General features: G+C 68.8%; 24 protein-coding genes. 18 read left to right on the top strand and 6 right to left on the bottom strand.

Annotation, left to right across the window (positions count from 1 at the left end):
- Positions 1–86: 86 nt before the first annotated feature.
- From wrbA to KBW98_RS09650, 10 genes are all read left to right on the top strand, one after another.
- Entirely contained in the window at positions 87–710 is a 624-nt protein-coding gene (gene wrbA, locus KBW98_RS09695; RefSeq protein WP_211519922.1) for an NAD(P)H:quinone oxidoreductase, read from the top strand.
- Positions 711–1,109, top strand: a complete 399-nt coding sequence (locus KBW98_RS09690; protein ID WP_211519921.1) for a DUF2069 domain-containing protein — start codon at positions 711–713, stop codon at positions 1,107–1,109.
- A complete protein-coding gene (locus KBW98_RS09685; protein WP_211519920.1) occupies positions 1,102–2,511 on the top strand; it encodes an FAD-binding oxidoreductase in 1,410 nt (469 codons plus the stop codon). The genes KBW98_RS09690 and KBW98_RS09685 overlap by 8 nt, the downstream gene beginning before the upstream one ends.
- A gap of 13 nt (positions 2,512–2,524) precedes the next feature.
- The gene (locus KBW98_RS09680; RefSeq protein WP_211519919.1) at positions 2,525–2,968 is read left to right on the top strand and encodes a DUF4124 domain-containing protein; all 444 of its coding nucleotides are present in this window, start codon (positions 2,525–2,527) and stop codon (positions 2,966–2,968) included.
- Positions 2,956–5,505 (top strand): FtsX-like permease family protein, encoded by a 2,550-nt coding sequence (locus tag KBW98_RS09675; protein WP_211519918.1) that lies wholly within the window; start codon positions 2,956–2,958, stop codon positions 5,503–5,505. The genes KBW98_RS09680 and KBW98_RS09675 overlap by 13 nt, the downstream gene beginning before the upstream one ends.
- Positions 5,505–6,575: a carotenoid 1,2-hydratase gene (locus KBW98_RS09670; protein ID WP_211519917.1), complete on the top strand. Its 1,071-nt coding sequence runs from the start codon at positions 5,505–5,507 to the stop codon at positions 6,573–6,575. The genes KBW98_RS09675 and KBW98_RS09670 overlap by 1 nt, the downstream gene beginning before the upstream one ends.
- A gap of 24 nt (positions 6,576–6,599) precedes the next feature.
- Positions 6,600–8,432, top strand: a complete 1,833-nt coding sequence (locus KBW98_RS09665; protein WP_211519916.1) for an ABC transporter transmembrane domain-containing protein — start codon at positions 6,600–6,602, stop codon at positions 8,430–8,432.
- Positions 8,433–8,602: 170 nt separating this feature from the next.
- On the top strand, positions 8,603–10,621 hold the full coding sequence (locus KBW98_RS09660; protein WP_211519915.1) for a methyl-accepting chemotaxis protein: 2,019 nt from the start codon (positions 8,603–8,605) through the stop codon (positions 10,619–10,621).
- Between the two features lie 59 nt (positions 10,622–10,680).
- Positions 10,681–11,772, top strand: a complete 1,092-nt coding sequence (locus KBW98_RS09655) for a beta-eliminating lyase-related protein (RefSeq protein ID WP_211519914.1) — start codon at positions 10,681–10,683, stop codon at positions 11,770–11,772.
- A 45-nt stretch (positions 11,773–11,817) separates the two neighbouring features.
- Positions 11,818–12,612 carry a thymidylate synthase gene (locus tag KBW98_RS09650; RefSeq protein WP_211519913.1) on the top strand — a complete coding sequence of 265 codons (795 nt, stop codon included), beginning with the start codon at positions 11,818–11,820 and terminating at the stop codon, positions 12,610–12,612.
- Here the strand turns inward: KBW98_RS09650 and KBW98_RS09645 are convergent.
- Positions 12,590–13,762 (bottom strand): acyltransferase, encoded by a 1,173-nt coding sequence (locus KBW98_RS09645; RefSeq protein ID WP_211519912.1) that lies wholly within the window; start codon positions 13,760–13,762, stop codon positions 12,590–12,592. The genes KBW98_RS09650 and KBW98_RS09645 overlap by 23 nt on opposite strands.
- 255 nt (positions 13,763–14,017) lie before the next feature.
- Here KBW98_RS09645 and KBW98_RS09640 point away from each other — a divergent pair, with 255 nt between their 5' ends.
- From KBW98_RS09640 to KBW98_RS09620, 5 genes are all read left to right on the top strand, one after another.
- On the top strand, positions 14,018–14,512 hold the full coding sequence (locus tag KBW98_RS09640; RefSeq protein ID WP_211519911.1) for a dihydrofolate reductase: 495 nt from the start codon (positions 14,018–14,020) through the stop codon (positions 14,510–14,512).
- On the top strand, positions 14,513–15,151 hold the full coding sequence (locus KBW98_RS09635) for a DUF4337 domain-containing protein (RefSeq protein WP_211519910.1): 639 nt from the start codon (positions 14,513–14,515) through the stop codon (positions 15,149–15,151).
- A 231-nt stretch (positions 15,152–15,382) separates the two neighbouring features.
- The gene (locus KBW98_RS09630; RefSeq protein WP_211519909.1) at positions 15,383–17,641 is read left to right on the top strand and encodes an arginine/lysine/ornithine decarboxylase; all 2,259 of its coding nucleotides are present in this window, start codon (positions 15,383–15,385) and stop codon (positions 17,639–17,641) included.
- A 137-nt stretch (positions 17,642–17,778) separates the two neighbouring features.
- Positions 17,779–19,476: a hypothetical protein gene (locus KBW98_RS09625; protein ID WP_211519908.1), complete on the top strand. Its 1,698-nt coding sequence runs from the start codon at positions 17,779–17,781 to the stop codon at positions 19,474–19,476.
- A 168-nt stretch (positions 19,477–19,644) separates the two neighbouring features.
- Positions 19,645–20,514 (top strand): sigma-70 family RNA polymerase sigma factor, encoded by an 870-nt coding sequence (locus tag KBW98_RS09620; RefSeq protein ID WP_211519907.1) that lies wholly within the window; start codon positions 19,645–19,647, stop codon positions 20,512–20,514.
- Here the strand turns inward: KBW98_RS09620 and KBW98_RS09615 are convergent.
- Positions 20,501–21,145, bottom strand: coding sequence for a cation transporter (locus KBW98_RS09615; RefSeq protein ID WP_211519906.1), 645 nt, complete (start codon positions 21,143–21,145; stop codon positions 20,501–20,503). The genes KBW98_RS09620 and KBW98_RS09615 overlap by 14 nt on opposite strands.
- A 54-nt stretch (positions 21,146–21,199) precedes the next feature.
- Positions 21,200–21,766 carry a dCTP deaminase gene (gene dcd / locus KBW98_RS09610; protein ID WP_211519905.1) on the bottom strand — a complete coding sequence of 189 codons (567 nt, stop codon included), beginning with the start codon at positions 21,764–21,766 and terminating at the stop codon, positions 21,200–21,202.
- 136 nt (positions 21,767–21,902) lie between these two features.
- On the opposite strand from dcd, the gene KBW98_RS09605 reads away from it, so the two are divergent.
- A complete protein-coding gene (locus tag KBW98_RS09605) occupies positions 21,903–22,157 on the top strand; it encodes a hypothetical protein (RefSeq protein WP_211519904.1) in 255 nt (84 codons plus the stop codon).
- Between the two features lie 14 nt (positions 22,158–22,171).
- Here KBW98_RS09605 and KBW98_RS09600 read toward each other — a convergent pair whose 3' ends face one another.
- The 3 genes from KBW98_RS09600 to KBW98_RS09590 all read right to left on the bottom strand — a co-directional run bounded on the left by KBW98_RS09600 (position 22,172) and on the right by KBW98_RS09590 (position 24,446).
- A complete protein-coding gene (locus tag KBW98_RS09600; protein WP_211519903.1) occupies positions 22,172–23,005 on the bottom strand; it encodes an alpha/beta fold hydrolase in 834 nt (277 codons plus the stop codon).
- A gap of 77 nt (positions 23,006–23,082) precedes the next feature.
- Positions 23,083–23,946 carry an intradiol ring-cleavage dioxygenase gene (locus KBW98_RS09595; protein WP_211519902.1) on the bottom strand — a complete coding sequence of 288 codons (864 nt, stop codon included), beginning with the start codon at positions 23,944–23,946 and terminating at the stop codon, positions 23,083–23,085.
- A 23-nt stretch (positions 23,947–23,969) separates the two neighbouring features.
- Positions 23,970–24,446: a Spy/CpxP family protein refolding chaperone gene (locus KBW98_RS09590; RefSeq protein WP_211519901.1), complete on the bottom strand. Its 477-nt coding sequence runs from the start codon at positions 24,444–24,446 to the stop codon at positions 23,970–23,972.
- Between the two features lie 133 nt (positions 24,447–24,579).
- Between KBW98_RS09590 and KBW98_RS09585 the strand changes: the two genes are divergently transcribed.
- Both KBW98_RS09585 and KBW98_RS09580 read left to right on the top strand, forming a co-directional pair.
- On the top strand, positions 24,580–25,266 hold the full coding sequence (locus tag KBW98_RS09585; RefSeq protein WP_211519900.1) for a response regulator transcription factor: 687 nt from the start codon (positions 24,580–24,582) through the stop codon (positions 25,264–25,266).
- A gap of 1 nt (position 25,267) precedes the next feature.
- The gene (locus KBW98_RS09580) at positions 25,268–26,704 is read left to right on the top strand and encodes a cell wall metabolism sensor histidine kinase WalK (protein ID WP_211519899.1); all 1,437 of its coding nucleotides are present in this window, start codon (positions 25,268–25,270) and stop codon (positions 26,702–26,704) included.
- Positions 26,705–26,722 lie beyond the last annotated feature (18 nt).

Raw genomic sequence — 26,722 nt, 5'->3', positions numbered from 1 at the left:
TCGGGAAAGCATGGCGTTGGTAGCGGCCCGCGGTCTTGGTCCGCGTGCGGGGTGTTATTTCAGCAAAGCATTCTATAATACCAACGATGAAGCAGACGAACCTAGGCCCGAACTTGATCATTCTCGTGTTGTACTATTCTCGCCATGGGGCCACGCGCAAGCTGGCCGAACTGATCGCCCAGGGCATCGACAGCGTGCCGGGGGCCGAGGCGCGCCTGCGCACGGTGCCGGCGGTCTCGACCGTGACCGAGGCCACCGCGCCCGACATCCCCCTCGACGGCGCGCCCTATGTGGAACTCGAGGACCTGGCCGACTGCGCCGGGCTGGCCCTGGGTTCTCCCACCCGCTTCGGCAACATGGCGTCGGCGATGAAATACTTCCTCGACGGCACCGCCACCGACTGGGTCAACGGCACCTTGTCGGGCAAGCCGGCGGTCGTGTTCACTTCCACCGGCAGCCTGCATGGCGGCCAGGAGGCGACCCTGCTGTCGATGATGATTCCCTTGCTGCACCACGGTATGATGGTGATGGGCCTTCCCTACACCCATCCGGAACTGATGAACACCGCCAGCGGCGGCAGCCCCTATGGCGCGACCCACTGGGCCGGCGTCGACGGCAAGCGCCCCCTGACCGAGGAAGAGCGCACCCTGTCGGTGGCGCTCGGACGGCGCCTCGCCGAGGCCGCCGTCAAACTGCATGGAATGCGCTGAATGAATACCGCCAAACTCTTCCACACCGGGGCGATCGCAAGCCTGATCTGGCTGATCGGCTGGCTGGTCGCCTGGGAAGTCGTCGTCGCGCCCCTGCAGCCCGGCAGCTGGCTGCTGGCGCTCAAGGCCCTGCCCCTGCTGCTGCCACTGCGCGGGGTCATCAAGCGCGACCTGTACACGCTGCAATGGTCGTCCATGATGATCCTGCTGTATTTCGCCGAAGGCGCGGTGCGCGCCTGGGCCGACCAGCTCGAGGTCTCGCGCATGATGGCCCTGGGCGAAGTGGTGCTGGTGCTGGTGTATTTCGCCTGCGCCCTGCTCTACCTGCGCCCGTTCAAGAAGGAAGCCCGGCGCCTGGCCAAGGAATTGCTCGACAAGGTCAAAGTACCGCATGACTGACGCCTTGCTGGCGCAGTGCCGCGCCATCGCCGGCGACAGCCACGTCCTCGGCGAGCAGGCCGACATGGCGCCCTTCCTCACCGACTGGCGCGGCCGCTTCACCGGGCGCGCGCGCGGCGTGGTGCTGCCAGCAAGCACCGAGGAAGCCGCCGCGGTCGTGCGCGCCTGCGCCGCCGCCCGCGTGCCGCTGGTGCCCCAGGGCGGCCGCACCGGCCTGGTGCTGGGCAGCGTGCCGGACGCCAGCGGCGCCGCCATCGTCCTGTCGACGCGGCGCATGAACCGGGTGCGCGCGGTCGACGCCGCCAACCGCACCATGACAGCTGAGGCCGGCTGCATCCTGTACGACGTCCAGCAAGCCGCGTCGCAGGCCGGCATGCTGTTCCCGCTGTCGCTGGCGGCCGAAGGCAGCTGCACCATCGGCGGCAACCTGGCGACCAACGCGGGCGGCACCGCCGTCCTACGCTACGGCAACACCCGCGAACTCTGTCTGGGCCTGGAAGTGGTCACGGCCCAGGGCGAGATCTGGAACGGCCTGCGCGGACTGCGCAAGGACAACACCGGCTACGACTTGCGCGACCTGTTCATCGGCGCCGAGGGCACCCTCGGGGTCATCACGGCCGCCGTGCTCAAGCTCTACCCGCAGCCCAAGGCGGCATTGACGGCCCTGGTGGCGCTGGACTCGCCGCGCCACGCGCTATCGCTGCTGGGCCTGCTCCAGGACGGCTGCGGCGCCGCCCTGACGGGCTTCGAGCTGATGTCGGACTTCTGCCTGCAGCTGGTCGAAACGCATTTCCCGAAGCTGCCGCATCCGTTTTCCGCGCGCTATCCGCAATACGCCCTGGTGGAGCTGTCCAGCAACGAATCGGAAGACCACGCCGCGGCATTGCTGGAGGCGGGGGTCGGCGCCGCCCTCGACAGCGGCGTGGCGCGCGACGCCGTGCTGGCCACGTCGAACGCCCAGACCCTGGGCCTGTGGCAGCTGCGCGAACACATTCCGCTGGCCCAGGCGGCGGCCGGCAAGAACATCAAGCACGACATCTCGCTGCCCGTCTCCAGCATTCCCGAATTCATCGCGCGCACCGACGCCGCCTTGCTGCAAGCCTTCCCCGGCTGCCAGCTGGTGACCTTCGGCCACCTGGGCGACGGCAACCTGCACTACAACGTCGCGCCGCCGGGCGGCAGCGGCCACGACGCCTTCCTGGCGCACCAGGAACTGGTCAACCGCATCGTGCACGACAGCGTCGCCAGCTTCGGCGGCTCGATCTCGGCGGAACACGGCATCGGCGCGCTCAAGCGCGAGGAATTGGCGCGCACCAAGCCGCCGGTCGAACTGGACATGATGCGTGCCGTCAAAGCCGCACTGGACCCGCTCGGCATTATGAACCCTGGCAAAATTCTTTGACCAGGAGAGTGACATGTTGCGACACCTGCCCATCCTGATCGCCTGTACCTGCGCCCTGTGCCAGCCCGCGGCGGCAGGCACGCTCTACAAGTGCAACGATGGCGGCCGGATCAGCTACGGCGACCAGCCCTGCCGCGGCGCCGGGACCGAGCTCGCCGTCCCGGAGGCGCCCGCGCCCGATCCCGAGGCGGCGGCGCGCCTGGAGCGCGGACGCGCCACCCTGCTCCAGCTCGACAAGGAACGCGCCGCCCGCGAACGGATCGAGGAACGCGAGGCGGCGCGCGCCCGCCGCGAGGCGCTGGGTGCGCGCCGCCGCTGCGACAAGCTGCGCCTGCAGGGCAAGTGGGCCGAGGAAGACCTGCGGCGGAGCAACGGCAACGGCGGCCCGGCCCTGGAGGCGGCGCGGATCAAGGCGCGGCGCCAGGCCGAGGCCCTGGCGGTGGAATGCCCGGCCTGAGGATCCTGTCACGCTGGCTGCTGCTCGGCGAATGGCGCGCCCACCCGGTGCGCGCGCTGGTGGCGATCGCCGCGATCGCCGTCGGGGTGGCGATGGGCTTCGCGATCCACCTCATCAACGCCGCCGCGTTCAACGAATTCTCCGCCGCCGTCAAGAGCCTGTCCGGCCAGGCCGACATCCAGGTGGCCGGCCGCGAACCCCTGTTCGACGAAGCGGTCTATCCGCGCCTGGCGAACCATCCTTCAGTGGCGGTGGCCTCGCCGGTGCTCGAAGTGGCGGCCGGCCTGGCGGGCCAGGAAGGGGCCCTGCGCATCATCGGCATCGACGCCTTCCGGGCCGGCTTCATCGCCCCCGACCTGGTCGGCGTGGCCGAGGAAGGCCGCCTCACCGACGTACTGGCCGACGACGCGGTCTTCCTGTCGCCGGCCGCCCAGGCCTGGCTGGGGGTGCAGACCGGCGATACCCTGCGCCTGCGCGCCGGCACCGGCGAAGTGGCGCTGCGCGTGGCGGGCCCGATCCAGCGCGCCAGGCCCGGCCAGCGCCTGGCCGTGATGGACATCGGCGCCCTCCAGTGGCGCTTCCAGCGCCTCGGCCAGCTCACGCGCGTGGACCTGAAGCTGCGCGACGGCGTCGACCGCGCGGCCTTCCAGAAGGGGCTGGCCGCCGAACTGGAGCGCGACTATCCGGGCCGCTTCACGGTCGGCCAGCCGAACGACGCCGACCAGGCCAGCCGCACCGACAACATGAGCCGCGCCTACCGCGTCAACCTCACCGTGCTGGCCCTGGTGGCCCTGTTCACCGGCGCCTTCCTGGTGTTCTCGACCCAGGCCTTGTCCGTCATGCGGCGGCGCAGCCAGTTCGCGCTGCTGCGCGTGCTGGGCCTGGAGCGCGGCCAGCTGCTGCGCCAGGTCCTGCTCGAAGGCGGCAGCCTGGGCCTGGCCGGCGCGCTGCTGGGGGTGGCGGGCGGCTATGCCTTCGCCGCCGCGGCCCTGCATTATTTCGGCGGCGACCTCGGGGCCGGCTACTTCCCCGGCATCCGGCCCCAGATCCAGTTCACCCCGCTCGCCGCAGCGGTGTTCTTCGCGCTGGGGCTGGGCGTCGCCCTGCTCGGCTGCGCGGCGCCGGCCTGGGAGGCGGCGCGCGCCCGTCCCGCGGTGGCGATCAAGTCCGGCGCCGACGAGGGCGCGCTGGCCCGCCTGGCGCGGGTCTGGCCGTCGCTGCTCTGCCTGCTGCTGGCCGCGGCCTTCGCTTTCGCGCCGCCGGTGTTCGAGCTGCCCCTGTTCGGCTACTTCGCCATCGCCCTGCTACTGGTCGGCGGCATCGGCCTGATGCCGCGCTTCGCGGCGCTGGTCTTCCGCGCCCTGGAACGGGGCGTGCTGCGCTTGCGCCGCGCGCCGCCGGTGCTGACCCTGTCGCTGGCGCGCCTGGCGAATGCGCCCGGCCAGGCCGCGATCGCCCTGGGCGGGGTGCTGGCCAGCTTCAGCCTGATGGTCGCGATGGGCATCATGGTGGCCAGCTTCCGGGTCTCGGTCGACGACTGGATGGGCCACATCCTGCCGGCCGACCTCTACGTGCGCACGGCCGACGGCGGCAACACCGGTTTCCTCAGCCCGCAGCAGCAGGCCGCCCTGGCCGCCGCGCCCGGCGTAGCCCAGGCCCAGTTCCTGCGCACCCGCCGCGTGTCGCTCGACGCCAGCCGTCCTCCGGTAGTGGTGATCGCACGCGACATCGACCTGCGCGACCCGGGCCGGCTGCTCTACCTGGTCGGCGCCACGGCCGCCGTCCCGGCCGGCGCGCGTCCGGCCTGGGTCTCGGAAGCGATGCTCGATTTGTACGGCGTGCGCGTGGGAGAGGTGCTGCGCCTGCCGCTGGGCGGAGCCCCGGCCGAATTCTTCGTCGCCGGCGTGTGGCGTGACTACGCCAACCAGTCCGGATCCGTCGTCATGCGGCTCTCCGACTACCGCGCCCTCACCGGCGAAGGCGAAGTCAGCGACGCGGCGCTGTGGGCGGCGCGCGGCGCCTCCCTCGACCAGCTCGAACAAGGCCTGCGCGCCCTGCCCTTCGGCGCCAGCCTGCGCACCATGCGTCCCGGCGACATCCGCGCCATGAGCCTGAAGATCTTCGACCGCAGCTTCGCCGTCACCTACCTGCTGGAAGCGATCGCGATCGCCATCGGCCTGTCGGGCGTGGCCGCCAGCTTCTCGGCCCAGACCCTGGCGCGGGCGCGCGAGTTCGGCATGCTGCGCCACGTCGGCGTCACGCGCGGCCAGGTCTACCGCCTGCTCGCCTTCGAGGGCGGCCTGCTCGCCAGCCTGGGCGTGGCCTCCGGCTTCGCCCTCGGGCTGGTGATCAGCCTGATTCTCGTCTTTGTCGTCAATCCGCAATCATTCCATTGGACCATGCAGTTGCACCTGCCCTGGCCCCTGCTCGGCAGCGTGGCCGCCGTGCTGGTCGCGGCCTCGGTGGCCACGGCCCTGGTCTCGGGCCGCTACGCGCTCTCGGGTGGTCCGGTACGCGCAGTCAGGGAGGACTGGTAATGCGCTTCATCTTGTTGATCCTTGTTTTACTAATCGGGCTGAATGCGCGCGCTGCGCCGCCCGACTTCGCCGCCGTCACGCCCGGCGCCAGCCTGTCCTTCCCGCGCGACTACGGCGCCCATCCGGAATTCCGCACCGAGTGGTGGTATGTCACCGGCTGGGTCGAGACGCCCGAGGGCAAGCCGCTCGGCTTCCAGGTCACCTTCTTCCGCAGCCGCACCGAGCACAATCCGGATAATCCCAGCGCCTTCGCCCCGCGCCAGCTGGTGATCGGCCACGCCGCCCTGTCCGACCCTGCCGTCGGCCGCCTGGTGCACGACCAGCGCAGCGCGCGCGAAGGCTTCGGCCTGGCCTGGGCGCGCACCGGCAACACCGACCTCAAGCTCGACGACTGGCGCATGGTGCGCGGCGCCGACGGCGGCTACCGCGTCACCATCCGCTCGGGGGAACTGAACCTGGAGCTGCGCCTGCGTCCCACCCAGCCGGTGCTGGTGCAGGGTGAAGGCGGCTATTCGCGCAAGGGGCCGAGCCCCCGGCACGCCAGCTATTACTACAGCGAACCGCAGCTGGAAGTCACGGGGAGCGCCGGGCGCGCCGGCATGGCGCCGGTGGCGGTGAAAGGCAGCGCCTGGCTCGACCACGAATGGTCGAGCGAAGCGCTGATGCCGGACGCCGCAGGCTGGGACTGGATCGGCGCCAACCTCGACGGCGGCGGCGCCCTGATGGCTTTCCAGATCCGCGCCAAGGGAGGTGGTAAACTATGGGCGCACGCAAGCCTGCGCGAGGCGTCGGGCAAGGTCACCCGCTTCGCGCCGGAGCAGGTCAGCTTTACACCGCAGACGCGCTGGAAGTCGCCGCGCACCCAGGCGGACTACCCGGTCGGCACCTTGGTGACCACCGGGCCGCACCGCTGGCAGATCGTTCCCCTGCAGCCGGACCAGGAACTCGACTCGCGCCGTTCGACCGGCGCGGTCTACTGGGAAGGCGCGGTCACGATCCAGCGCGACGGCAAGCGCCTGGGCCGCGGCTACCTGGAAATGACCGGCTATGTGCAGCCGATGAAGATGTAACCGACGATAAGAACAAGCGACACGATGAGCAAACGTTCCACCAGCAGTTCCGATTCCGATGTTTCCCGCAAAGGCAGCCTGGCCACGCTCAAGGGCCTGCTGCCCTTCCTGCGTCCCTACCGGCGCCAGTTCGTGCTGGCCGGCGTGGCCCTGCTGTTCGCGGCCGGCGCCACCCTGGCGATTCCCGCCGCCTTCAAGCAGATGATCGACCTCGGCTTCGCCCCCGCCATTGCCGCCAGCGCGGCCGCGCGCAACATCGAGCATGTGGACGCCACCTTCCTGGCCCTGTTCGGCCTGGCCGCCGTGCTGGCCGTGGCCACCGCCGCGCGCTTCTTCACGGTGTCCTGGCTGGGCGAGCGCGTCACCGCCGACATCCGCAGCGCGGTCTACCGCCACGTGGTCCAGCAAAGCCCGGAGTTCTTCGAGACCACGCGCACCGGCGAAGTGCTGTCGCGCCTGACCACCGACACCACCCTGATCCAGACCGTGGTCGGCACCAGCATCTCGCTGGCCCTGCGCAACACCCTGCTGTTCACGGGCGGCCTGGTGATGCTGTTCGTGACCAGTCCCAAACTCACCAGCATCATCCTGGGCCTGATGGTGCTGGTGGTGCTGCCGATCGTGATGTTCGGGCGCCGCGTGCGCAAGCTCTCGCGCGATTCGCAGGACCGCATCGCCGACGCCTCGGCCCTGGCCGGCGAGATCCTCAACGCCATGCCCACGGTCCAGGCCTTCACCCACGAAGCGCAGGAAGCGCGGCGCTTCGGCGCCTCGGTCGAGGAGGCCTTCGTCACCGCGATCCGCCGCATCCGCGCCCGCGCCACCCTCACCATGCTGGCCATCCTGCTGGTGTTCGGCGCCATCGTGTTCGTGCTGTGGCTGGGCGCGCACGCGGTCCTGCAGGGCACGATGACGAGCGGCGACCTGGGCCAGTTCATCCTGTACGCTGCGATGGTGGCCGGTTCGGTCGGGGCCCTGTCGGAAGTGATGGGCGACGCCCAGCGCGCCGCCGGCGCCACCGAGCGCCTGCTGGAACTGCTGGCGGCCCGCTCCGACATCCAGAATCCGGCCCATCCGGCGGCCCTGCCCGCGCGCACCGCCAACGGCGCGCGCCTGACCCTGCATGATGTCAGCTTCTCGTATCCGTCGCGCCCCGAGAGTGCAGCGCTGTCGCACCTGGCGCTGGACATCCGTCCGGGCGAGACGGTGGCCGTGGTCGGCCCTTCGGGCGCCGGCAAGACCACCCTGTTCCAGCTGCTGCTGCGCTTCTACGACCCGCAGGCCGGCAGCATCCGCCTCGATGGCGTCGACATCCGCGACCTGGCCCTGCACACCCTGCGCGGCGCGATCGGCATCGTGCCCCAGGATACGGTGATCTTCTCGGCCGACGCGCTCGAGAACATCCGCTACGGCCGCCCGGACGCGAGCGACGCCGAGGTGGTCGCCGCGGCGAAGATGGCCGCGGCCCACGAGTTCATCGAACGCCTGCCGGAAGGCTACCAGTCCTTCCTGGGCGAGCGCGGCGTGCGCCTCTCGGGCGGACAGCGCCAGCGCATCGCCATCGCGCGCGCCCTGCTCAAGAATCCTCCGCTGCTGCTGCTGGACGAAGCCACCAGCGCCCTCGACGCCGAATCGGAACGCCTGGTGCAGCGCGCGCTCGAAGCGGCCATGGTCGGGCGCACTACCATCATCATCGCCCACCGCCTGGCCACCGTGCAGCGCGCCGACCGCATCGTGGTGCTGGACGAAGGCCGCATCGTCGAAGCGGGCAGCCACGCGGAACTCGTGGCCATGGGCGGCGTCTACGCCAACCTGGCGGCGCTGCAGTTCCAGCATCACGCGCCGGTGGCGGCCTAGCCGCGGGCCGGACGCGGTCGTGGCCTTTTTTCTTGTCGAATCAATACGTTAGCGCTTCGCCATCTGTGTTGCGCCGATACACAAGATGCCAGCTTTTTGGGCATTTTGCGTTGCCTCAAGAAAATAGGCGCGGGTAAGATGGGCAATCCACCTTACCCACCGGGCGTCCCATGGCCACGAACACATTCCATCCCGCTAACTGGAGCGTCGGCACCCGCATCAGCGCGATCAACTTCGCGCTGGCGAGCGTCATCATCGCCGTCCTGATCGCGTCGATCACGATCTCGACCTCGGCCATGCTGGAACAGCGTGCCTCGCACAGCGTCGCCAACGAGCTGAAAGGCGTCACCAGTACAGTCGAAGTCTTCAACAAGACCCTCAGCGGCCAGGCCGTCGCCCTGGGCCAGATCTTCCGCGCCTCCCTGCCCGGCACGCTGGAACTGGACACCGAGAGCACCATGAGCATCGGCGAGCAGACCGTGCCGCGCCTGAAGCTGGACGGCAATCCGCTCAACCTCGATTTCAGCGCGCCGGATGCTTTCACCGAGCAGACCGGCGGCAACGCCACCATCTTCGCGCTGAACGGCGAGGATTTCGTGCGCGTCAGCACCTCGGTCAAGAAGGAAGACGGCGCGCGCGCGGTCGGCACCACGCTCGACCGCGCGAGCCCGGCCTATGCCGCGCTGCGCGCCGGCCGCAACTACGTGGGCCTGGTGACCCTGTTCGGCAAGCCGACCATCACCGAGTACTCCCCTGCCCGCGACGCGTCCGGCAAGGTGGTCGGCGCCCTGTACGTGGGGGTCGACATCTCCAAGGACCTGGAGCTGCTGAAGGCCCGCATCCGCTCGATCAAGGTCGGCGAGACCGGCTACTTCTACGTCCTGAACGCTGCGCCGGGCAAGCATTACGGCGAACTGATCGTCCACCCGGCCAAGGAAGGCCAGAACATCCTCGACAGCCGCGCCGCCGACGGCCGCGCCTTCATCAGGGAAATGCTGGAAAAGAAGAACGGCGTCATCGTCTACGACTGGCAGAATCCGGGCGAAACCAGCCCGCGCCAGAAGTTCGTCGCCTATGCCCACGTCGCCGACTGGAACTGGGTGATCGGCGGCGGCACCTACCGCGACGAGATCACGGCCGCCGCAGGCGCGCTGCGCAACCGATTCATCCTGCTCGGCCTGGTGTCCCTGGCGATCCTGAGCGGCGTGCTGCACTACGTCATCCGCCGCACCGTCTCGCGTCCGCTGGCGCAGGTCCAGGACGTGGCGAAGCGCATCGCCGAGGGCGACCTCACCGCCCAGGCCGCGGTCACCCGGCGCGACGAGATCGGCAGCCTGACGGGCGCCATCAACGCCATCGGCGGCCGCCTGTCGGGTGTGGTGGGCCGGGTGCGCGAGGGCGCCGAGCAGATCGCCAACGCCTCGCAGGAGATCTCGGCGGGCAACCTCGACCTGTGCGGCCGCACCGAGCAGCAGGCCGCCAGCCTGGCGACCACCGCCTCGTCGATGGACGACCTGACCGGCACCGTGCGCCAGAACGCCGAGCACGCCCACCAGGCCAACGAACTGGCGCGCAAGGCATCGAGCATCGCCCAGAAGGGCGGCGCCACCGTGGCCCAGGTAGTCGAGCGCATGGAGTCGATCACCCAGGCCTCGCGCAAGATCTCCGACATCACCGGCGTCATCGACGGCATCGCCTTCCAGACCAATATCCTGGCACTGAACGCGGCGGTCGAAGCCGCGCGCGCCGGCGAACAGGGCCGCGGCTTCGCGGTCGTCGCCAACGAGGTGCGCAGCCTGGCCCAGCGCTGCGCGGCCGCGGCCAAGGAAATCAAGGGGCTGATCGACGCCTCCAACGGCGAGGTCGACGCGGGCAGCCGCCTGGTGGCGGAAGCCGGCGTGACCATGCAGGACGTGCTGTCCAGCGTGGCGCGCGTGACCGACATCATGGGCGACATCAGCGCCGCCGGCCAGGAGCAGACGCGCGGCATCGAGGACGTCAACCGCTCGGTCGGCGAGATGGACGCCGCCACCCAGCAGAACGCCGCCCTGGTGGAACAGGCCAGCGCCGCCGCCCAGGCCATGCACGAGCAGGCCGACGCCCTGGCGCGCTCGGTGCGCCAGTTCCGCCTGGCCGAGGACGGCGCCCCTGCGCTGGCTGCGTCGCGCCGCCCCGCGCTGGCCGCCTGAACTTGGCCGGCGGCGCCGCTTCCGTGTAGAGTAGCGGGCTCTTTCTCCAGGAGCCCGCCGTGACCGAAGCCGAACTGCTGCGCAGCTGCCATACGATCTTCCCGGGCCACCGCCCGCGCCGCCCCGCCGAGATGTACGCGGCCATGGCGGCCTGGTGCGAGCGGCACGACGCCGACCATGACGTCTACGGCAGCGGCGCCCTGATCCAGTCCTTCGAGGACAAGATCGCGCGCCTGCTGGGTTGCGAAGCGGCCGTGTTCTGCGTGACCGGCACCATGGCCCAGGTCACCGCCCTGCGCCTGGGCGCCGATGACCACGGCAGCCGCCTGGTCGCCCTGCATCCCACCTCCCACATCTTCGTGCACGAGCGCTCGAACTACCAGCTGCTCGGTCATTTCGACGCCTTGCAGGCGGGCGACCGCCACCGGCCCTGGGGCGTGGCGGACCTCGAGGCGATCCCGGACCGGCTGGGCGCCGTCGGCCTGGAGATCCCGATGCGCGAGATCGGCGGCCAGCTCTCCAGCTGGGAAGAGCTCGAAGCGATCAAGGCCCATTGCCGCGCGCGCGGCGTCCACCTGCACATGGACGGCGCGCGCCTCTGGGAAGCCCAGGCCGGCTACGGCCGCAGCGCAGCCGAGATTGCCGCGGGCTTCGACTCGGTCTATGTGTCGCTGTACAAGGGCATCGGCGGCCTGGGCGGCGCGATGCTGGCCGGCAGCCGCGATTTCGTCGCGCGCGCGGCCGAATGGTTCCGGCGCGAAGGCGGCAATGTGATCCACCGCTCGCCCTACGTTGTGGCGGCGGCGATGCAGTTCGATGAACGCCTTGCCGCCATGCCGGACTATTTCCGGCGCACCGTTTTCCTCTACGAGGCCTTGAAGGCCCATCCGGAGATCAAGGTCAACCCGGCCGCACCCCAGGCCAACATGCTGCACCTTCACCTGCCGGTGAGCCGCGAGCGCGCCATCGCCATCCGCAACGAGCTGGCGGCCGAGCACGGGACCTGGATGTACAACCGGGTCGCCCATAACGCCTTGCCGCAATCGAGCCTGGTCGAGATCTACGTGGGCGACAACCTGGTGGGCATGGACGACGACGCCCTGCGCGGCGCCCTCGACCGCTTCGCGGCCAAGCTCAAGCATGCTGTCTGAGTTACAATAGCCGGCTTATCAGAAGGACGAAACGGCAGGACACCAATGCGCCAATACCTCGAATTCATGCGCCATGTGAAAGAGCATGGCGCCATCAAGACCGACCGCACCGGCACCGGCACCCTGTCGGTGTTCGGCTACCAGATGCGCTTCAACCTGCAGGAAGGCTTTCCCCTGCTGACCACCAAGAAGGTCCACCTCAAGTCGATCATCCACGAGCTGCTGTGGTTCCTGCAGGGCTCGACCAACATCGCCTACCTGAAGGAAAACGGCGTCACGATCTGGGACGAGTGGGCCGACGCGGAGGGCAACCTGGGCCCGGTCTACGGCTACCAGTGGCGCAGCTGGCCGGCTCCGAACGGCGAGCACATCGACCAGATCGCCCAGGTGATGGACCAGATCCGCAGCAACCCGGATTCGCGCCGCATGATCGTCTCGGCCTGGAACGTGGCCGACGTGCCGCGCATGAAGCTGCCGCCCTGCCACGCCCTGTTCCAGTTCTACGTCGCCGACGGCAAGCTGTCCTGCCAGCTCTACCAGCGCAGCGCCGACATCTTCCTGGGCGTGCCCTTCAATATCGCCTCGTATGCGATCCTGACCCACATGATGGCCCAGCAGGCGGGCCTGGAAGTGGGCGACTTCGTCTGGACCGGGGGCGACTGCCACCTGTACGCCAACCACCTGGAACAGGTCGAGCTACAGCTCTCGCGCGACACCCGCGCGCTGCCGCGCCTGGAGATCAAGCGCAAGCCGGACTCGCTGTTCGACTACCGCTTCGAGGACTTCGAGGTGAGCGGCTACGACCCCCACCCCGGCATCAAGGCGCCTGTCGCCGTGTAAGCGTCTCGCCGGGCGCCGCGGCGCCCGGGCATACCAGCGCGCCGAAGCGGCGCGACAGCCTGATCGCCGGGCGGTCGACCCAGCGCTCGAACAGCGCCGCGGCGCCCAGGCAGAGCGCCAGATAGGCCGCGAACCCTGCCCCGATGTAGAGCGGCTCGCGCGGGAAGCGCACGTAGATCGCCGCCGAGAAGGCGCACAGGATCATGAAGTGCAGCAGGTAGAGCGAGAACGAGACCCGTCCCAGGAACTGGACCGCTCTCGACTCCAGCAGGCCGCGCCCCAGTCCCGACAGCACCGCCGCGCACAGGCAAACCGCGCCCAGCGTGTTGTAGGCCGACTTCACGTCCCACAGCTGCGGCGCCGGCAGGAAGCCGTACATCGCACGGAAATGCTGGTAGGCGCCCAGGTACAGCCCCAAAAGGAGCAGCGCGGCCTGGGCCGGCCGCCCGAGGCGCAGGCCGTGCAGCATGGACCCGGCGAAGATCGCATAGTAATAGACCGACTGCTCGCCATGCACCGCATACAGCAAGGGCAGCACGAGCGCCAGCGGCAGCCAGGTGAAGCGCGCCGGCCTGGCCAGGTAGAACAGCAAGATGTAGAGCGAACCGATGAACTCGACCTTCAGCGTCCACAGCGGCGGCACGAAGGCGGCCTGGCCCAGGACGATCGAGCCGAACAGCGCCTCCTTCAAGGCCAGCGCGCCGTCCAGGCCGGGCGGATAGACGCTCCCCAGCCATTTCAGCGAACCGGACAGGGGCGCCGCCGCCGCGTGCTGGTACAGGCCATAGCGGTAGGCCAGCCAGGACAGGGCGACGGCGGCCGCGATCGGCACATTCAGGCGCAGGTAGCGCGCCCACAGGCGGCGGCGCAGCGCGGTCGCGGCGACCGCGGCGGGCTGCTCGAAGTAAGGCAGGGTCAGCACGTAGCCCGACAGCACGAAGAAGATCAGGACCGCGAAATGCCCGTTGTAGAACAAGGTCAGCAAGGGCGAACTGAAGACCTCGGCCCAGGCGCTGTCGCCCTCGAAGCGGGGAAACAGGACGCCGTAATTGTAGTAGAGCAGCCAGGGGAGGAAGGCTGCGACGAAATGGGTGATGGCGACGTTCAGCGCCGCCAGACCGCGCAGCCCATCGGCGCTTCGGTTTTTCATGGGTATATGCCAGTGTGGGACGGCGTTTGCGCTGGTCCGCCGGCGCTCTTGCTCAATCGCAAGATTACCGGCCGCCGTAAAGTTTGATATTATGCAACATATTTGCGGCCGGGGACAGCTGTCACCGGACGCTGCCGAAAGGACTACTTGACAGCCGCGCGCAGTCGTTACACCATCGGCAACTTTGGGTTACTCGATAAGGAATACCGTTATGCCGGCTCTTCTTCCCGCCACCTTCACGCAGCAGGCCCGGCCTTGACGCCCCGCCTGACCCTGGTCGTGGCGGTCGACGCGCGGAACGGCATCGGCATCGACAACCAGCTCCCCTGGCACCTGCCCGAGGACCTGGCCCACTTCAAGCGCGTGACCCTCGGCAAGCCGGTCCTGATGGGCCGCAAGACCTTCGATTCGATCGGGCGCCCGCTGCCCAAGCGGCGCAACATCGTGATCACCCGCAACGCCGACTGGCGCCACGAGGGCGTCGACAGCGCGGGCTCGCTCGAGGCGGCGCTGGCGCTGCTGGCGGGCGAGCCGGCCAGCATCATCGGCGGGGCCCAGATCTTCCGCGAGGCGATGGACATCGCCGATGCGATGATCGTCACCCACATCGCTCATACGTTCCCTTGCGACACCTTCTTCCCGCCGATCGACCCCGCGGTCTGGCAGGAGACCGAACGCGAGAACCACCATTCCGACGCCAACGGCTACGACTACGCGTTCGTCACCTATATCCGTAAGGAGAGCCGCTGAATGTCCGACCACTTCATCCTCGCGCCGGGTTCCCGCGGCGGCGACCGCTTCGCCGGCAAGATCGCCGTGCTGATCGCCGTGCTGGCGACCCTCGGCACCCTGTTCGCCTTCCTGGGCAGCTCCTCGCACAACGACGCCGCCATGTACAAGAGCAATGCGGCGATCGACAAGACCAGCGCCGCCAATGCCTGGAGCCATTACCAGGCCAAGTCGAACAAGCAGAACCTGGCCGAGCTGGCAGCGAACCTGCCGGGCATGAACCAGCTGCGCTACCGCGACGAAGTGTCGCGCTACCAGACCGAGAAGGAAGTCATCCGCAAGGAAGCGGAGCGCTGGGAATCCTCCTCGAGCGAATGGAATCGCCGCGCCGAGGACGAGCTGCACCGCCAGCGCCAGTGGGCGGCCGCCTCGGTGGCCCAGCAGATCGCGATCTCGCTGGCCGCCATCACCCTGCTGGCGCGCCGCACCTGGCTGCTGACCCTGACCTGCGCGGTGGCCGCCTTCGGCATCACCCTGGGCATCTTCGCCGCCCTGCACAGCACGCCGACGGCCTTCTCGCCCGTACCCCTGATGAGCGCACTGGCGGCGGCCGCCCTCACCGAGGGCCTGCGCCGGGCCAGCCGGCGGCTCGACAACTGAGACGTCCAAAGGGGCCCGTGTAGCGCCCTCGCAGCGTCCCGGTAATGCCCCTGTAGTGCGCCGCGGATCGCGGACTCTGGCTAATCTAGCAAAAAAACTTGCACCGGAGTCCCTGATTTCTGCGAAAATCCGCTTCTTCTTTTTTTCGGTGCCGTGCGCGGCGGCCGGGCCTGTCCGGGATGACCCGGTGAGGGACCGCCGCCTCCACGGCGCTTCGCTTTGGAGCTGTCGATGAAATTTCGTTTCCCCATCGTCATCATTGACGAGGACTTCCGCTCGGAGAACACCTCCGGTCTCGGCATTCGCGCGCTGGCGGCCGCGATGGAACAGGAAGGCATGGAGGTCGTGGGCGTCACCAGCTACGGCGACCTGTCCTCCTTCGCCCAGCAGCAGTCGCGCGCTTCTGCTTTTGTGCTCTCCATCGACGACGAGGAGTTCGGCGGCGGCTCGCTGGAAGAGACGGATTTCGCCCTCTCCGGCCTGCGCGCCTTCGTCCAGGAGATCCGCCACAAGAACGCGGACATCCCGATCTACATCTATGGCGAGACCCGCACCAGCCGCCACATCCCGAACGACATCCTGAAGGAGCTGCACGGCTTCATCCACATGTTCGAGGACACCCCGGAATTCGTGGCGCGCCACATCATCCGCGAAGCCAAGTCCTACCTCGACAGCCTGGCGCCGCCCTTCTTCCGCGCGCTGGTGAACTACGCCTACGATGGCTCCTACTCCTGGCACTGCCCGGGCCACTCGGGCGGCGTCGCCTTTTTGAAGAGCCCGATCGGCCAGATGTTCCACCAGTTCTTCGGCGAGAACATGCTGCGCGCCGACGTCTGCAACGCGGTCGAGGAACTCGGCCAGCTGCTCGACCACACCGGCCCGGTGGCCAAGTCGGAGCGCAACGCGGCGCGCATCTACAATGCCGACCACTGCTACTTCGTGACCAACGGCACCTCGACCTCGAACAAGATGGTCTGGCACTCGACCGTCGCGCCGGGCGACATCGTCGTGGTCGACCGCAACTGCCACAAGTCGATCCTGCACTCGATCATCATGTGTGGCGCGATTCCCGTGTTCCTGATGCCGACGCGTAACAACCTCGGCATCATCGGCCCGATCCCGCTGGAAGAATTCACCCCCGAATCGATCGCCCGCAAGATCGAGGCGAATCCGTTCGCCCGCGAAGCCGTCAACAAGAAGCCGCGCATCCTGACCATCACGCAGTCGACCTACGACGGCGTGGTGTACAACGTCGAGACCCTGCGCGAAATGCTGGACGGCAAGATCGACACCCTGCACTTCGACGAAGCCTGGCTGCCGCACGCCGCCTTCCACGACTTCTACAAGAACATGCACGCGATCGGCAAGGACCGCCCGCGCGCCAAGGAGTCGATGATCTTCTCGACCCAGTCGACCCACAAGCTGCTGGCCGGCCTGTCGCAGGCCTCGCAGGTGCTGGTGCGCGAGTCGGAGTCGGTCAAGCTCGACCAGGACGCCTTCAACGAGGCCTACCTGATGCACACCTCGACCTCGCCGCAGTATTCCATCATCGCGTCCTGCGACGTGGCCGCGGCCATGATGGAAGCGCCGGGCGGCACCGCCCTGGTCGAGGAATCGATCCTGGAAGCCCTGGACTTCCGCCGCGCCATGAAGAAGGTGGACGAGGACTTCGGCCAGGACTGGTGGTTCAAGGTCTGGGGCCCGGACGTGATGTCGGAGGAAGGCATCGGCGAACAGAAGGACTGGATGATCCATGCCGACGACGACTGGCACGGCTTCGGCAAGCTGGCCGAGGGCTTCAACATGCTGGACCCGATCAAGTCCACCATCGTGACCCCGGGCCTGAGCCTGGACGGCAAGTTCGGCGAGACCGGCATCCCGGCCTCGATCGTGACCAAGTACCTGGCCGAGCACGGCGTGATCATCGAGAAGTGCGGCCTATACTCCTTCTTCATCATGTTCACCATCGGCATCACCAAGGGCCGCTGGAACACCCTGGTGACGGCGCTGCAGCAGTTCAAGGACGACTACGACAAGAACCAGCCGATGTGGCGCGTGATGCCGCAGTACGCGAGCGCCAACCCGCGCTACGAGAACCGCGGCCTGCGCGACCTGTGCACCGAGATCCACCAGTTCTATGCCCAGTACGACGTGGCGCGCCTGACCACCGAGATGTACCTGTCGGACATGGTCCCTGCCATGAAGCCTTCGGACGCCTTCGCCAAGATGGCGCACCGCCAGATCGAACGCGTGGCGATCGACGAACTGGAAGGCCGCATCACGGCCATCCTGCTGACGCCTTACCCGCCGGGCATTCCGCTCCTGATCCCGGGCGAGCGCTTCAACAAGACCATCGTCGACTACCTGCGCTTCGCGCGCGACTTCAACGAGCGCTTCCCGGGCTTCGAGACCGACGTGCACGGCCTGGTCAAGCGCGAGGTGGACGGCAAGCTGGGCTACTTCGTCGACTGCGTGATGCAGGAGGCCTGAGTTCTCTCGGCCGGCGCGCTGCCGTAGTCACAGCGCGCCGATACCGGATTCCGTATCTCGGCGGGGAAAAGTGTGATTGGACGGTCGGTGGGCAGCGCCCTACCATCGTCATTACATCCCTTTCCACGAGAACAAGAATGAAGAGACTCCTTTCCGCCGTGTGCCTGGCGGCCGCCGCGCCGCTCGGCCTCGCCGCTTCGCCCTCCGCCTCCCCTTCCTCCGCTTCCACCCCCGTCAGGCTGACCGTCGACGCCAGCCAGTCCAAGGGGCCGATGACCCCGATCTGGGCCTGGTTCGGCTACGACGAGCCCAACTACACCACCGCTCCCAACGGCAAGAAGCTGCTCGGCCAGATCGCGGCCATGAGTCCGGTCCCCGTGTACGTGCGCGCGCATAACCTGATGACCTCGGGCGACGGCAGCCATGCCCTCAAATGGGGCTCCACCGGCATGTACCGCGAAGACAAGGACGGCAAGCCCATCTACGACTGGACCATCGTGGACGCCATCTTCGACACCTATGTCGAGCGCGGCATGAAGCCACTGGCCCAGATCGGCTTCATGCCGGAAGCGCTGTCGCAGCGCCCCCAGCCCTACCAGCACAGCTGGAAGCCGGGCGTACCCTACGAGCAGATCATGACCGGCTGGGCCACGCCGCCCAAGGACTACGACAAGTGGGCCGAATTGATCTACCAGTGGGTCAAGCACAGCGTGGAACGCTACGGCCGGAAGGAAGTGGAAAGCTGGTACTGGGAAGTCTGGAACGAGCCGGACGGCCACTACCTGATCGCGCCCGACACCAAGCGCGAATACTTCAAGATGTACGACTACGCCGCCGACGCCGTCAAACGCGCACTGCCGACGGCGCGCATGGGCGGGCCGCATACCGCGGGCGCGGGCCGCTTCATGGACGACTTCCTCGAGCATGCGCTGCGCGGCAAGAACCACGCCACCGGCAAGACCGGCTCCCCGCTCGACTTCGTGGCCTTCCATGCCAAGGGCCAGCCGAAGGTCGTGGACGGCCGCGTGCAGATGGGCATGGGCATCCACTTCCAGCGCCTCGACCAGGGTTTCGCCCTGGTCGAGAAGTACCCGGAACTGAAGGGCATTCCGGTGATCATCGGCGAATCCGACCCGGAAGGCTGCGCCGCCTGCGGCATGCAGACCAATCCCGAGAACGCCTACCGCAACGGCACCCTGTACGCGAGCTATACCGCGGCCTCCATCGCGCGCGGGTACGACCTGGCCGCCCGCCGTGGCGTCAACCTGATCGGCGCCGTCAACTGGTCCTTCGAGTTCGAAGACCAGCCCTGGTTCGCGGGTTTCCGCGACCTGGCCACGAATGGCGTGGACAAGCCGGTCCTGAACGTGTTCCGCATGCTCGGCATGATGCGCGGCGAGCGCGTGGCCGTGGGCGGCGACCAGGCCTATGACGCGGCCGCCATCCAGGCCGGCGGCGTGCGCGGTGCGCGCACCGACATCAACGCACTGGCAAGCAAGGATGCGCGCAGCGTGGCCGTGATGGTCTGGAACTACCACGACGACGACATCGTCGATGCCGGCTCGCCGGTCGAACTGCATATCAGCGGGATTCCGGCCAAGCGCGTCCAGCTACGGCACTACCGGGTCGACCAGGACAACAGTAATTCCTACACGGCCTGGAAGCGCATGGGTTCGCCCGCCAATCCGACCCCGGCGCAGGTGGCCGCGCTGGAGAAGGCGGGCTCCCTGGCCCAGCTGGGCAAGCCGGCCAGCCTGAAGACGGCGGACGGGAAAGCCGTCGTCAGGATGCAGCTGCCGCGCCAGGCGGTGTCGCTGGTGACGCTGACCTACTGAGTCCGGCGGGATCGGACTGCGGCCGGTTTTTTCCCGGCCGCATGTCACACCGCGGCCCGCCTGCTCGTCCTTGCTGCATGATCAGCATCGACCAAGGACGACATGCCCGCCATCCCTCTTTCCTCATGCACTAGCGCCGCGACCGCACCGGGAGTAAGCTCCCAGCGCATGGACAGCATCGACCTCGATTTCGCCGCTTTCTTCGCCGCCCGCCGGCGCCGCCTGCAGCGCATCGCCTACCGCATGCTCGGCTCGGTGGCCGAGGCCGAGGACGTGGTGCAGGACGCCTACCTGCGCTGGCACAACGCCGACCGCGCCGCGGTGGTCGAGCCGGAAGCCTACCTGGTGCGCACCGTCACCCGCCTGTGCCTGGACGTCCTGAAATCGGCCCGCGTCCAGCGCGAGCAATACATTGGCGCCTGGCTGCCCGAACCCTGGATCGACGCCGATGACGAGGCGGACGACATCACCCTGCCCCTGATGCTGGCCATGGAGCGGCTGTCGCCGCTGGAGCGCGCGGCCTTCCTGCTGCACGACGTGTTCGAGATGGAGTTCGCCGAGGTGGCCGACGCCATCGGCCGCGACCCGGCCGCCGCGCGCCAGCTGGCCAGCCGCGCGCGCACCCATGTCCAGTCGGCGCGGCCGCGCTTCCCGGTCGCCGACGAACAGCGGCAGAAGATCGCCAGCGCCTTCTTCGCGGCCTCGCGCAGCGGCAACCTGGGCCAGCTCAAGCAGCTGCTGGCGGACGATGTGGTGTTCTACGCGGACGGCGGCGGCAAGCGCAATTCGTCGATCAACCCGATCCGTGGCATCGACAAGGTGGGCCGCTTCCTGGCGGCGCTGGCCGGCAAGGGATGGAGCGCGGGAGAAGTGCTGCGCGAGACCCTGATAGACGGCCTGCCGGGCCAGATCACGCGCGAAATCGATTCCCTGCCGCAAACCCTGGCCGTCGAGATCGACGGTGGCCGGATTACGGCGATCTACGTGACGCGCAATCCCGACAAGCTCGGGCGCCTGGGCCCGCTCAGCGGCGCCTGAGGCTGGCGCCGGCCGCGCCGATGCGCAGTTCCGCCAGCGCCTGGGTGATGACGCTGCGCGCCGCCGACAGGCCGAGCAGGCCCATCACGGCCGCCACCAGCAGGTCGGGCACGCCGCTGCCGGCCTGCCATACGCCCAGGGCGGCCGCCAGCACGGCCAGGTTGCCGATCGCGTCGTTGCGGGTGCAGAGCCAGACCGAACGCATGTTGGCGTCGCCCTTGCGGTAGGCGAACAGCAAGGCGCCGACCAGGCAGTTGGCCGCCAGCGCGGCCAGGCCGACGGCGCCCATGGTGTGGGCTTCGGGAAGCGTGCCGGAGCGCAGGTGCCAGAAGGTGGCCGCGAGCACGAACAGGCCGTAGCCGCCCATGGTCGCGCCCTTAACCAGGGCGGTGCGCGAGCGCCAGGCCGGCGCCAGCGCCAGGACAAACAGGGAAATGCCGTAGTTGGCGGCGTCGCCCAGGAAGTCGACGGCGTCGGCCAGCAGCGACACCGAGCCGGCCGTCCAGCCGCCCGCCAGTTCGACGCCGAACATCAGGGCGTTGACCCACAGCGCGACCCAGAGGACGCGCCGGTAGCGCGGATCGGCGGGCGGCTTGCCGGGGGCGCAGCCGCCGCTGCAACAGTCTGACATGCGCCTCCTCGTCAAATATGATTCACTTTTTCGAGAAAGCCATCGAAAAGTGAATCAGGTCTTCGGCAGGGTCACGCCGTGCTGGCCCTGGTACTTGCCGCCGCGGTCCTTGTACGAGGTTTCGCAGACTTCGTCGCTCTCGAAGAACAGCACCTGGGCGCAGCCTTCGCCGGCGTAGATCTTGGCGGGCAGCGGCGTGGTGTTCGAGAACTCCAGGGTCACATAGCCTTCCCACTCGGGCTCGAAGGGGGTGACGTTGACGATGATACCGCAGCGGGCGTAAGTCGACTTGCCGAGGCAGACGGTCAGCACGTTGCGCGGAATACGGAAGTATTCGATGGTGCGGGCCAGCGCGAAGGAGTTCGGCGGGATGATGCAGACATCGCTCTTGACGTCGACAAACGAGTTGGAATCGAAGTTCTTCGGGTCCACGATGGTGCTGTTGATGTTCGTGAACACCTTGAACTCGTCGGCGCAGCGGATGTCGTAGCCGTACGAAGACGTGCCCCACGAGATGATCTTGCGGCCTTCCGACTCGCGCACCTGGTTCGGCGAGAAGGGTTCGATCATGCCGTGCTGCTCCGCCATGCGGCGGATCCATTTGTCGCTCTTGATAGTCATCGTGGTGTTTCCAAAACAGGAAGAAAATCCTGCAATTTTAATCGAAATATCCGACACGGTCGCCTGTCATTACGGACGGGATTGCCGCAATGGCAATTTGTGCGTACGATGGGATTTTCTGACCATGGAGGTGGAGATGCAGATCGCAACGAAAGCCCTGCTGGCGGCAGGCGCACTGGCACTCGCGGGCTGCGCCCTGCCGCCGGCCAGCGAGGAACCGGTGGACGTGGCTGCAACTGCGGAAAGCAGCGGCACCAACCATAACCAGCTGACCGGCTCGCGCATTCCCAACCCCAAGACCACCGACCGCGTGGTCCGCTCGGTGGGCCAGCAAGCCTTCCGCAGCTCGATGGACAGCCAGGCCCGCCCGCTCAACGCGCCGGGCGAATAAGCGCCAAGGCCGGCTCAGCCGGCCTGCACCAGCCGCTCCGCCCTCGCCTGCGCCTGCTGCCCCAGCAGGCGGGCGATCATTTCCTGCGTCAGGCGCGCCGTCGCTTCCGGCTTTTCCATCGGATACAGGTGACTGCCCTGGATCATGACCAGGTTCTCGCCCACCAGCTTGCGCGTGGGCGCCAGGCTGGCCTGGCGCAGCTCCTCCGAATCGGTCCCCGCGATGAAGCCCACCGGCACCGGGAAAGGCTCGCGGATCATTTCGCCCATGTGGTGGGGCAGGCTGTTATAGATCGCCGACTCGACCTCGCGCTGGAAGCGCAGGGCCACGCCTTCCGGATGCGGCGCCAGGCCATGCTCGAGGTAGTCGTCCAGCGCCCCCGGCGCCCAGGCCTGGAACATCGGCTTCGAAGCGAAATGCTCGTAGGCCGCCTGCCGGTCCGGCCACAGGTGGCGGCGTTTTTCCGAGAACTGGGCCGGCGAGAAGCGCGAGCCGAGGCCGAGGCCCTTGACCATGCGCCACAGCAAGGCGCGCCAGCCCGCCACCACGGGCGAATCCAGCATCACCACGCAGCGCGCCAGCTCGGGCCGGCGCTTGGCCGCCATCGCGCACAGCATGCCGCCCAGCGAGTGGCCCACCAGCATCGCCGGCCGGCCATAGCTTTCCAGCTGGACGATCAGCTCGTCCACCAGGCGGGGCCAGCCGTCGCTGACCGGATAGCGCGGGTCGTGGCCGTGCATGTCGAGAGTGCGCACCTCGTAGTGCTGGCGCAGCGCTTCCAGCATGCGGTTATAGGAGCCGGCCGGGTAGCTGTTACCGTGGGCGAAATGTAGAAGCGGTTTGGACATGGTCGCGGGGGCGGTGGTGGAACAAGCCAGCCCATTCTAATAGCACACCCGTTCGACAGCGGCCCCGCGCAGCTTGTTTAGAGGGAAACGCCTACTGTCAGGCTCACCACATAGCCCTGCGTGGCGTTGCCGCTGACGCTCGCCATCTGCAGGCCGAAGCCGTCGCTGAACACCATGTCGCTCGCGTAGCTCACCCGCGCCAGGTTGGCGGCGCTGCTGGCGTAGCCGCTCGTGGCATAGGCCTCGGCCAGGGTCGCCATCGGGAAAGTGAACTGCGAGGTCCTGAGCTTGCCGGCCGCGCTCCCGGCGCTGGCCAGGCTCGGATAGACCTCGAAGTGCACGTGCGGCACGCGGCCGTCGTAGCAGCCCGGGAAGACCGTCGTGAACACCAGATTGCCCTGGCTGTCCGCCTCCTGCACGCCGCGCAGGTAGTTTTCGTTCACGATCCCGCTCGAGTACATCGAGTAGCCGCCCTCGCGGGTGCAATGCCACAGGTAGACCGCGGCGCCCGCGGCCGGCGCGCAGCCGGCGGCCACGTTGACGACCTGCAGGCGGATCGTCAGCGGAATGCCTTCGGCCACGCCGGTGGCGCCGGCCACGCTGGCGCGGATGTCGCTGCGCACGATGCCGGACAGGGCCAGCGCATTGGCCACGCCGTTGGCGTTGCGGTTGCTGCCGTCGCCGGGATACGGGCCGGCGGTTTCCTCGGGGATCACGGTGCAGGCCACTGGCGTGCCGCCCGCCGTGCTTCCGCTCCCCGTGCCGGTCGAGGTGGAGGTGGAGGTGGTGATGCCATAGTTGCCGTCGGCGCCGCCGCCGCAGCCGGCCAGCGGCAGGCCGGCTGCGCCGGCGAACAGCCAGCGCAGCGACTGGCGGCGGCTGGCGGGCTGGGACAGCATCTTCTCGAGGTCGGCGCTCAGGCCGTGGTCATGGTCGTGCATGGCGAATCCTTTCCGGGGCGAGTTTATTGGCGGTCCTGGCGCGGCGGGCGGCGCGTGTCCTGCCGGCGCGGAGCGCGCTGCATCTGGGCGCGCTGTTCCGGTGTCAGCACCGCCATCAGCTGGGCGTCGGTGCGCAGGCGCAGCAGCTCCTGGCCGGCGACCGCCTGGCCCAGGGCCTCGGCATGCCTGCCCGCCGTGGCGGCGTCGAACTGGGCCGCGCCGGCCATTTCGCGCAGCGCCCCGTGCGCCTTGCGCTCGGCCTTGTCCAGCTCGCGGCGCTGCGGCGCGGCATCGTGCAGGATGGCGAACACGCGGTCCTGCTGGGCCTCGCTCAAGTCCAGGCCCGCCAGGCGCTGATGCCCGCTGTGGCCGCCGTGGCGCGGCGGTTCCATGCGCCGCTCCATGGGCGGGCCGTCGCGGCCCGGCTGGGCCAGCGCGGCGGGTGCGGCGATCAGGCAGGCGGCCAGGGCTGCGGCCAACTGCAGGGACATCTTGTGCATGGTGGCTCCTCGTGTGGTTCGGTGCCGCCATTCTGTTGCGCCGCCACGTAAAGCGCGGACAAGCCGTGTAAAAGCGCGTAAATCTTCCCTTTGGACAACAGAACCAGGACGCCGTCTTTGCTATCCTTGCACCATGAATCACGTACTGCTCATCGACGACGACGTCGAACTGGTCGGCATGTTCGCGGAATACCTTGAACAGGAGGGTTTCGGCGTGTCCTGCGTCCACAACGGCGAAGACGGCGTGCGCGCAGCGCTGGCCGGCGCGCCCGCCATCGTCATCCTGGACGTCATGATGCCGGGCATGAGCGGCATCGAGGCCCTGCGCCGGATCCGCGCCGCCAGCCGCATCCCGGTCCTGATGCTGACCGCGCGCGGCGACGACGCCGACCGCATCCTCGGCCTGGAGCTGGGCGCGGACGACTACGTCGCCAAGCCCTGCACCCCGCGCGAGCTGACCGCGCGCGTGCGCGCCATCCTGCGCCGCACCCAAGCCCACGGCGACAACGGCCCCGGTGTCGTGATCAGCGTCGGCAAGCTCACCATGCTGCCCGAGCAGCGCCGCGCCACCTGGGACGGCGCGCCGCTCGACCTCACCAGCACCGAATTCAACCTGCTGGAAGTGTTGGCCCGCAACGCCGGGCGCCCGGTCAGCAAGAACGAACTGTCGGAACAGGGCCTGGGACGGCCGCTGGCGCGCTTCGACCGCAACATCGACGTCCACCTGAGCAGCCTGCGCCACAAGCTCGGGCCGCTGTCGGACGGCCGCTCCTGCCTGCAGACGATCTACCGGCAGGGTTACCAGCTGATCCGGGAGTAGCATGGGCAGGCTGTTCTGGAAGTTCTTCCTCTCGATCCTGCTGGCCCAGGTCGCGGCCACCATCGGCATCGGCGGCGCCTTCTGGCTGCGCGACCAGGCGCGCCAGCGCCAGGCGCCGGTGCTCGACACCGGCCCGCCGGCCGCCATCGCCCTCGACGCCGCTGCCGCCACCCTCAAGCATGGCGGCATGAGCGCCCTGCAGGGCATGCTGGCGGAGATGCGCAGGCCGCAGGTGTTCGTGCTGGACACCCGCCACAAGGACATCCTGGGACGGCCCGTGCCGGACGAGCTGGTCCGGGAAGCGGAACGCAGCCTGCGCGAGGACGGCGCGGTGCGCGGCGCGCGCCAGCTGGTGGCCAGCGACGGCAGCCGCTATTTGGCCCTGGTCTCGCGCCGCTTCGGCCCGCCGCAGCAAGGCGTCCGCGGGCGCGGCGGCCCCGTGCCCGGCATGGACCCGGGCTGGGGGCGGCGCGTGGGCCAGGCGGCCGGCATCATCGCCGCGGTGCTGGCCAGCCTGCTGTTCGCCGCCCTCCTCGCCTGGTATTTTTCGCGCCGCATCCGGGCGCTGCGCAGCGCCTTCGACGCGGCGGCGGCGGGCGACCTGGCGCCGCGCTTCACGGCCAGGCCGGCCGGCGGCGACGAACTGAGCGACCTGGGGCGCGACTTCGACCGCATGAGCGGCCAGCTGCGCATGCTGATGGACGGCCAGCGCCGCCTGCTGCACGACGTCTCGCACGAGCTGCGCTCGCCCCTGGCGCGCCTGCAGGCCGCGGTGGGGCTGGCACACCAGCAGCCCGAGAAGATCGCTTCCTCGCTGGACCGGATCGAACGCGAAAGCATCCGCATGGACAAGCTGGTCGGCGAGCTGCTGACCCTGTCGCGCCTGGAAGCCGCGAGCGGCATCGCCCGCCGCGAAGCGGTCGACCTGGCCGAGCTGGTGGACGCCATCGCCGCGGACGCGCGCTTCGAAGCCGGCGAGACCGATCCGGACGCGACGCCGCGCATCATCGTGGAGGCCGAAGGCTGCGTCAGCGTGAGCGGCGACCCGGACCTGCTGTGGAGCGCGCTGGAGAACGTCATCCGCAACGCGGTCAAGCATGGCGCGGGCGGCGGCGCGGTGCGCATCACGGTGGCCGCCGTCCGCGGCGGCGCACGCATCGACGTGCTCGACCGCGGCCCCGGCATCGCGCCGGCGGAGCTGCCCCATATCTTCGAGCCCTTTTATCGTGCCAATCATCGTGCCGATCCGGCCGGCGCCAGCGTCGACGGCCACGGCCTCGGCCTGGCGATCGCCCAGCGCGTGGTGCTCGCGCACGGTGGCGCCATCACGGCGGCGAACCGCGCCGATGGCGGGCTGCAGGTAAGGATCAGCCTGCCCGCGGCCGAACCGGGACCGGCGGGCGCGCCGCAGGCGCTCATGATTGCGCAGAAATGGTAGCGCGGGCAGCCTGGCCGG

The sequence above is a fragment of the Massilia sp. ST3 genome (assembly GCF_018119405.1).
GTDB lineage: Bacteria > Pseudomonadota > Gammaproteobacteria > Burkholderiales > Burkholderiaceae_D > Telluria.
This window is presented reverse-complemented; position numbering and strand designations above follow the sequence as displayed.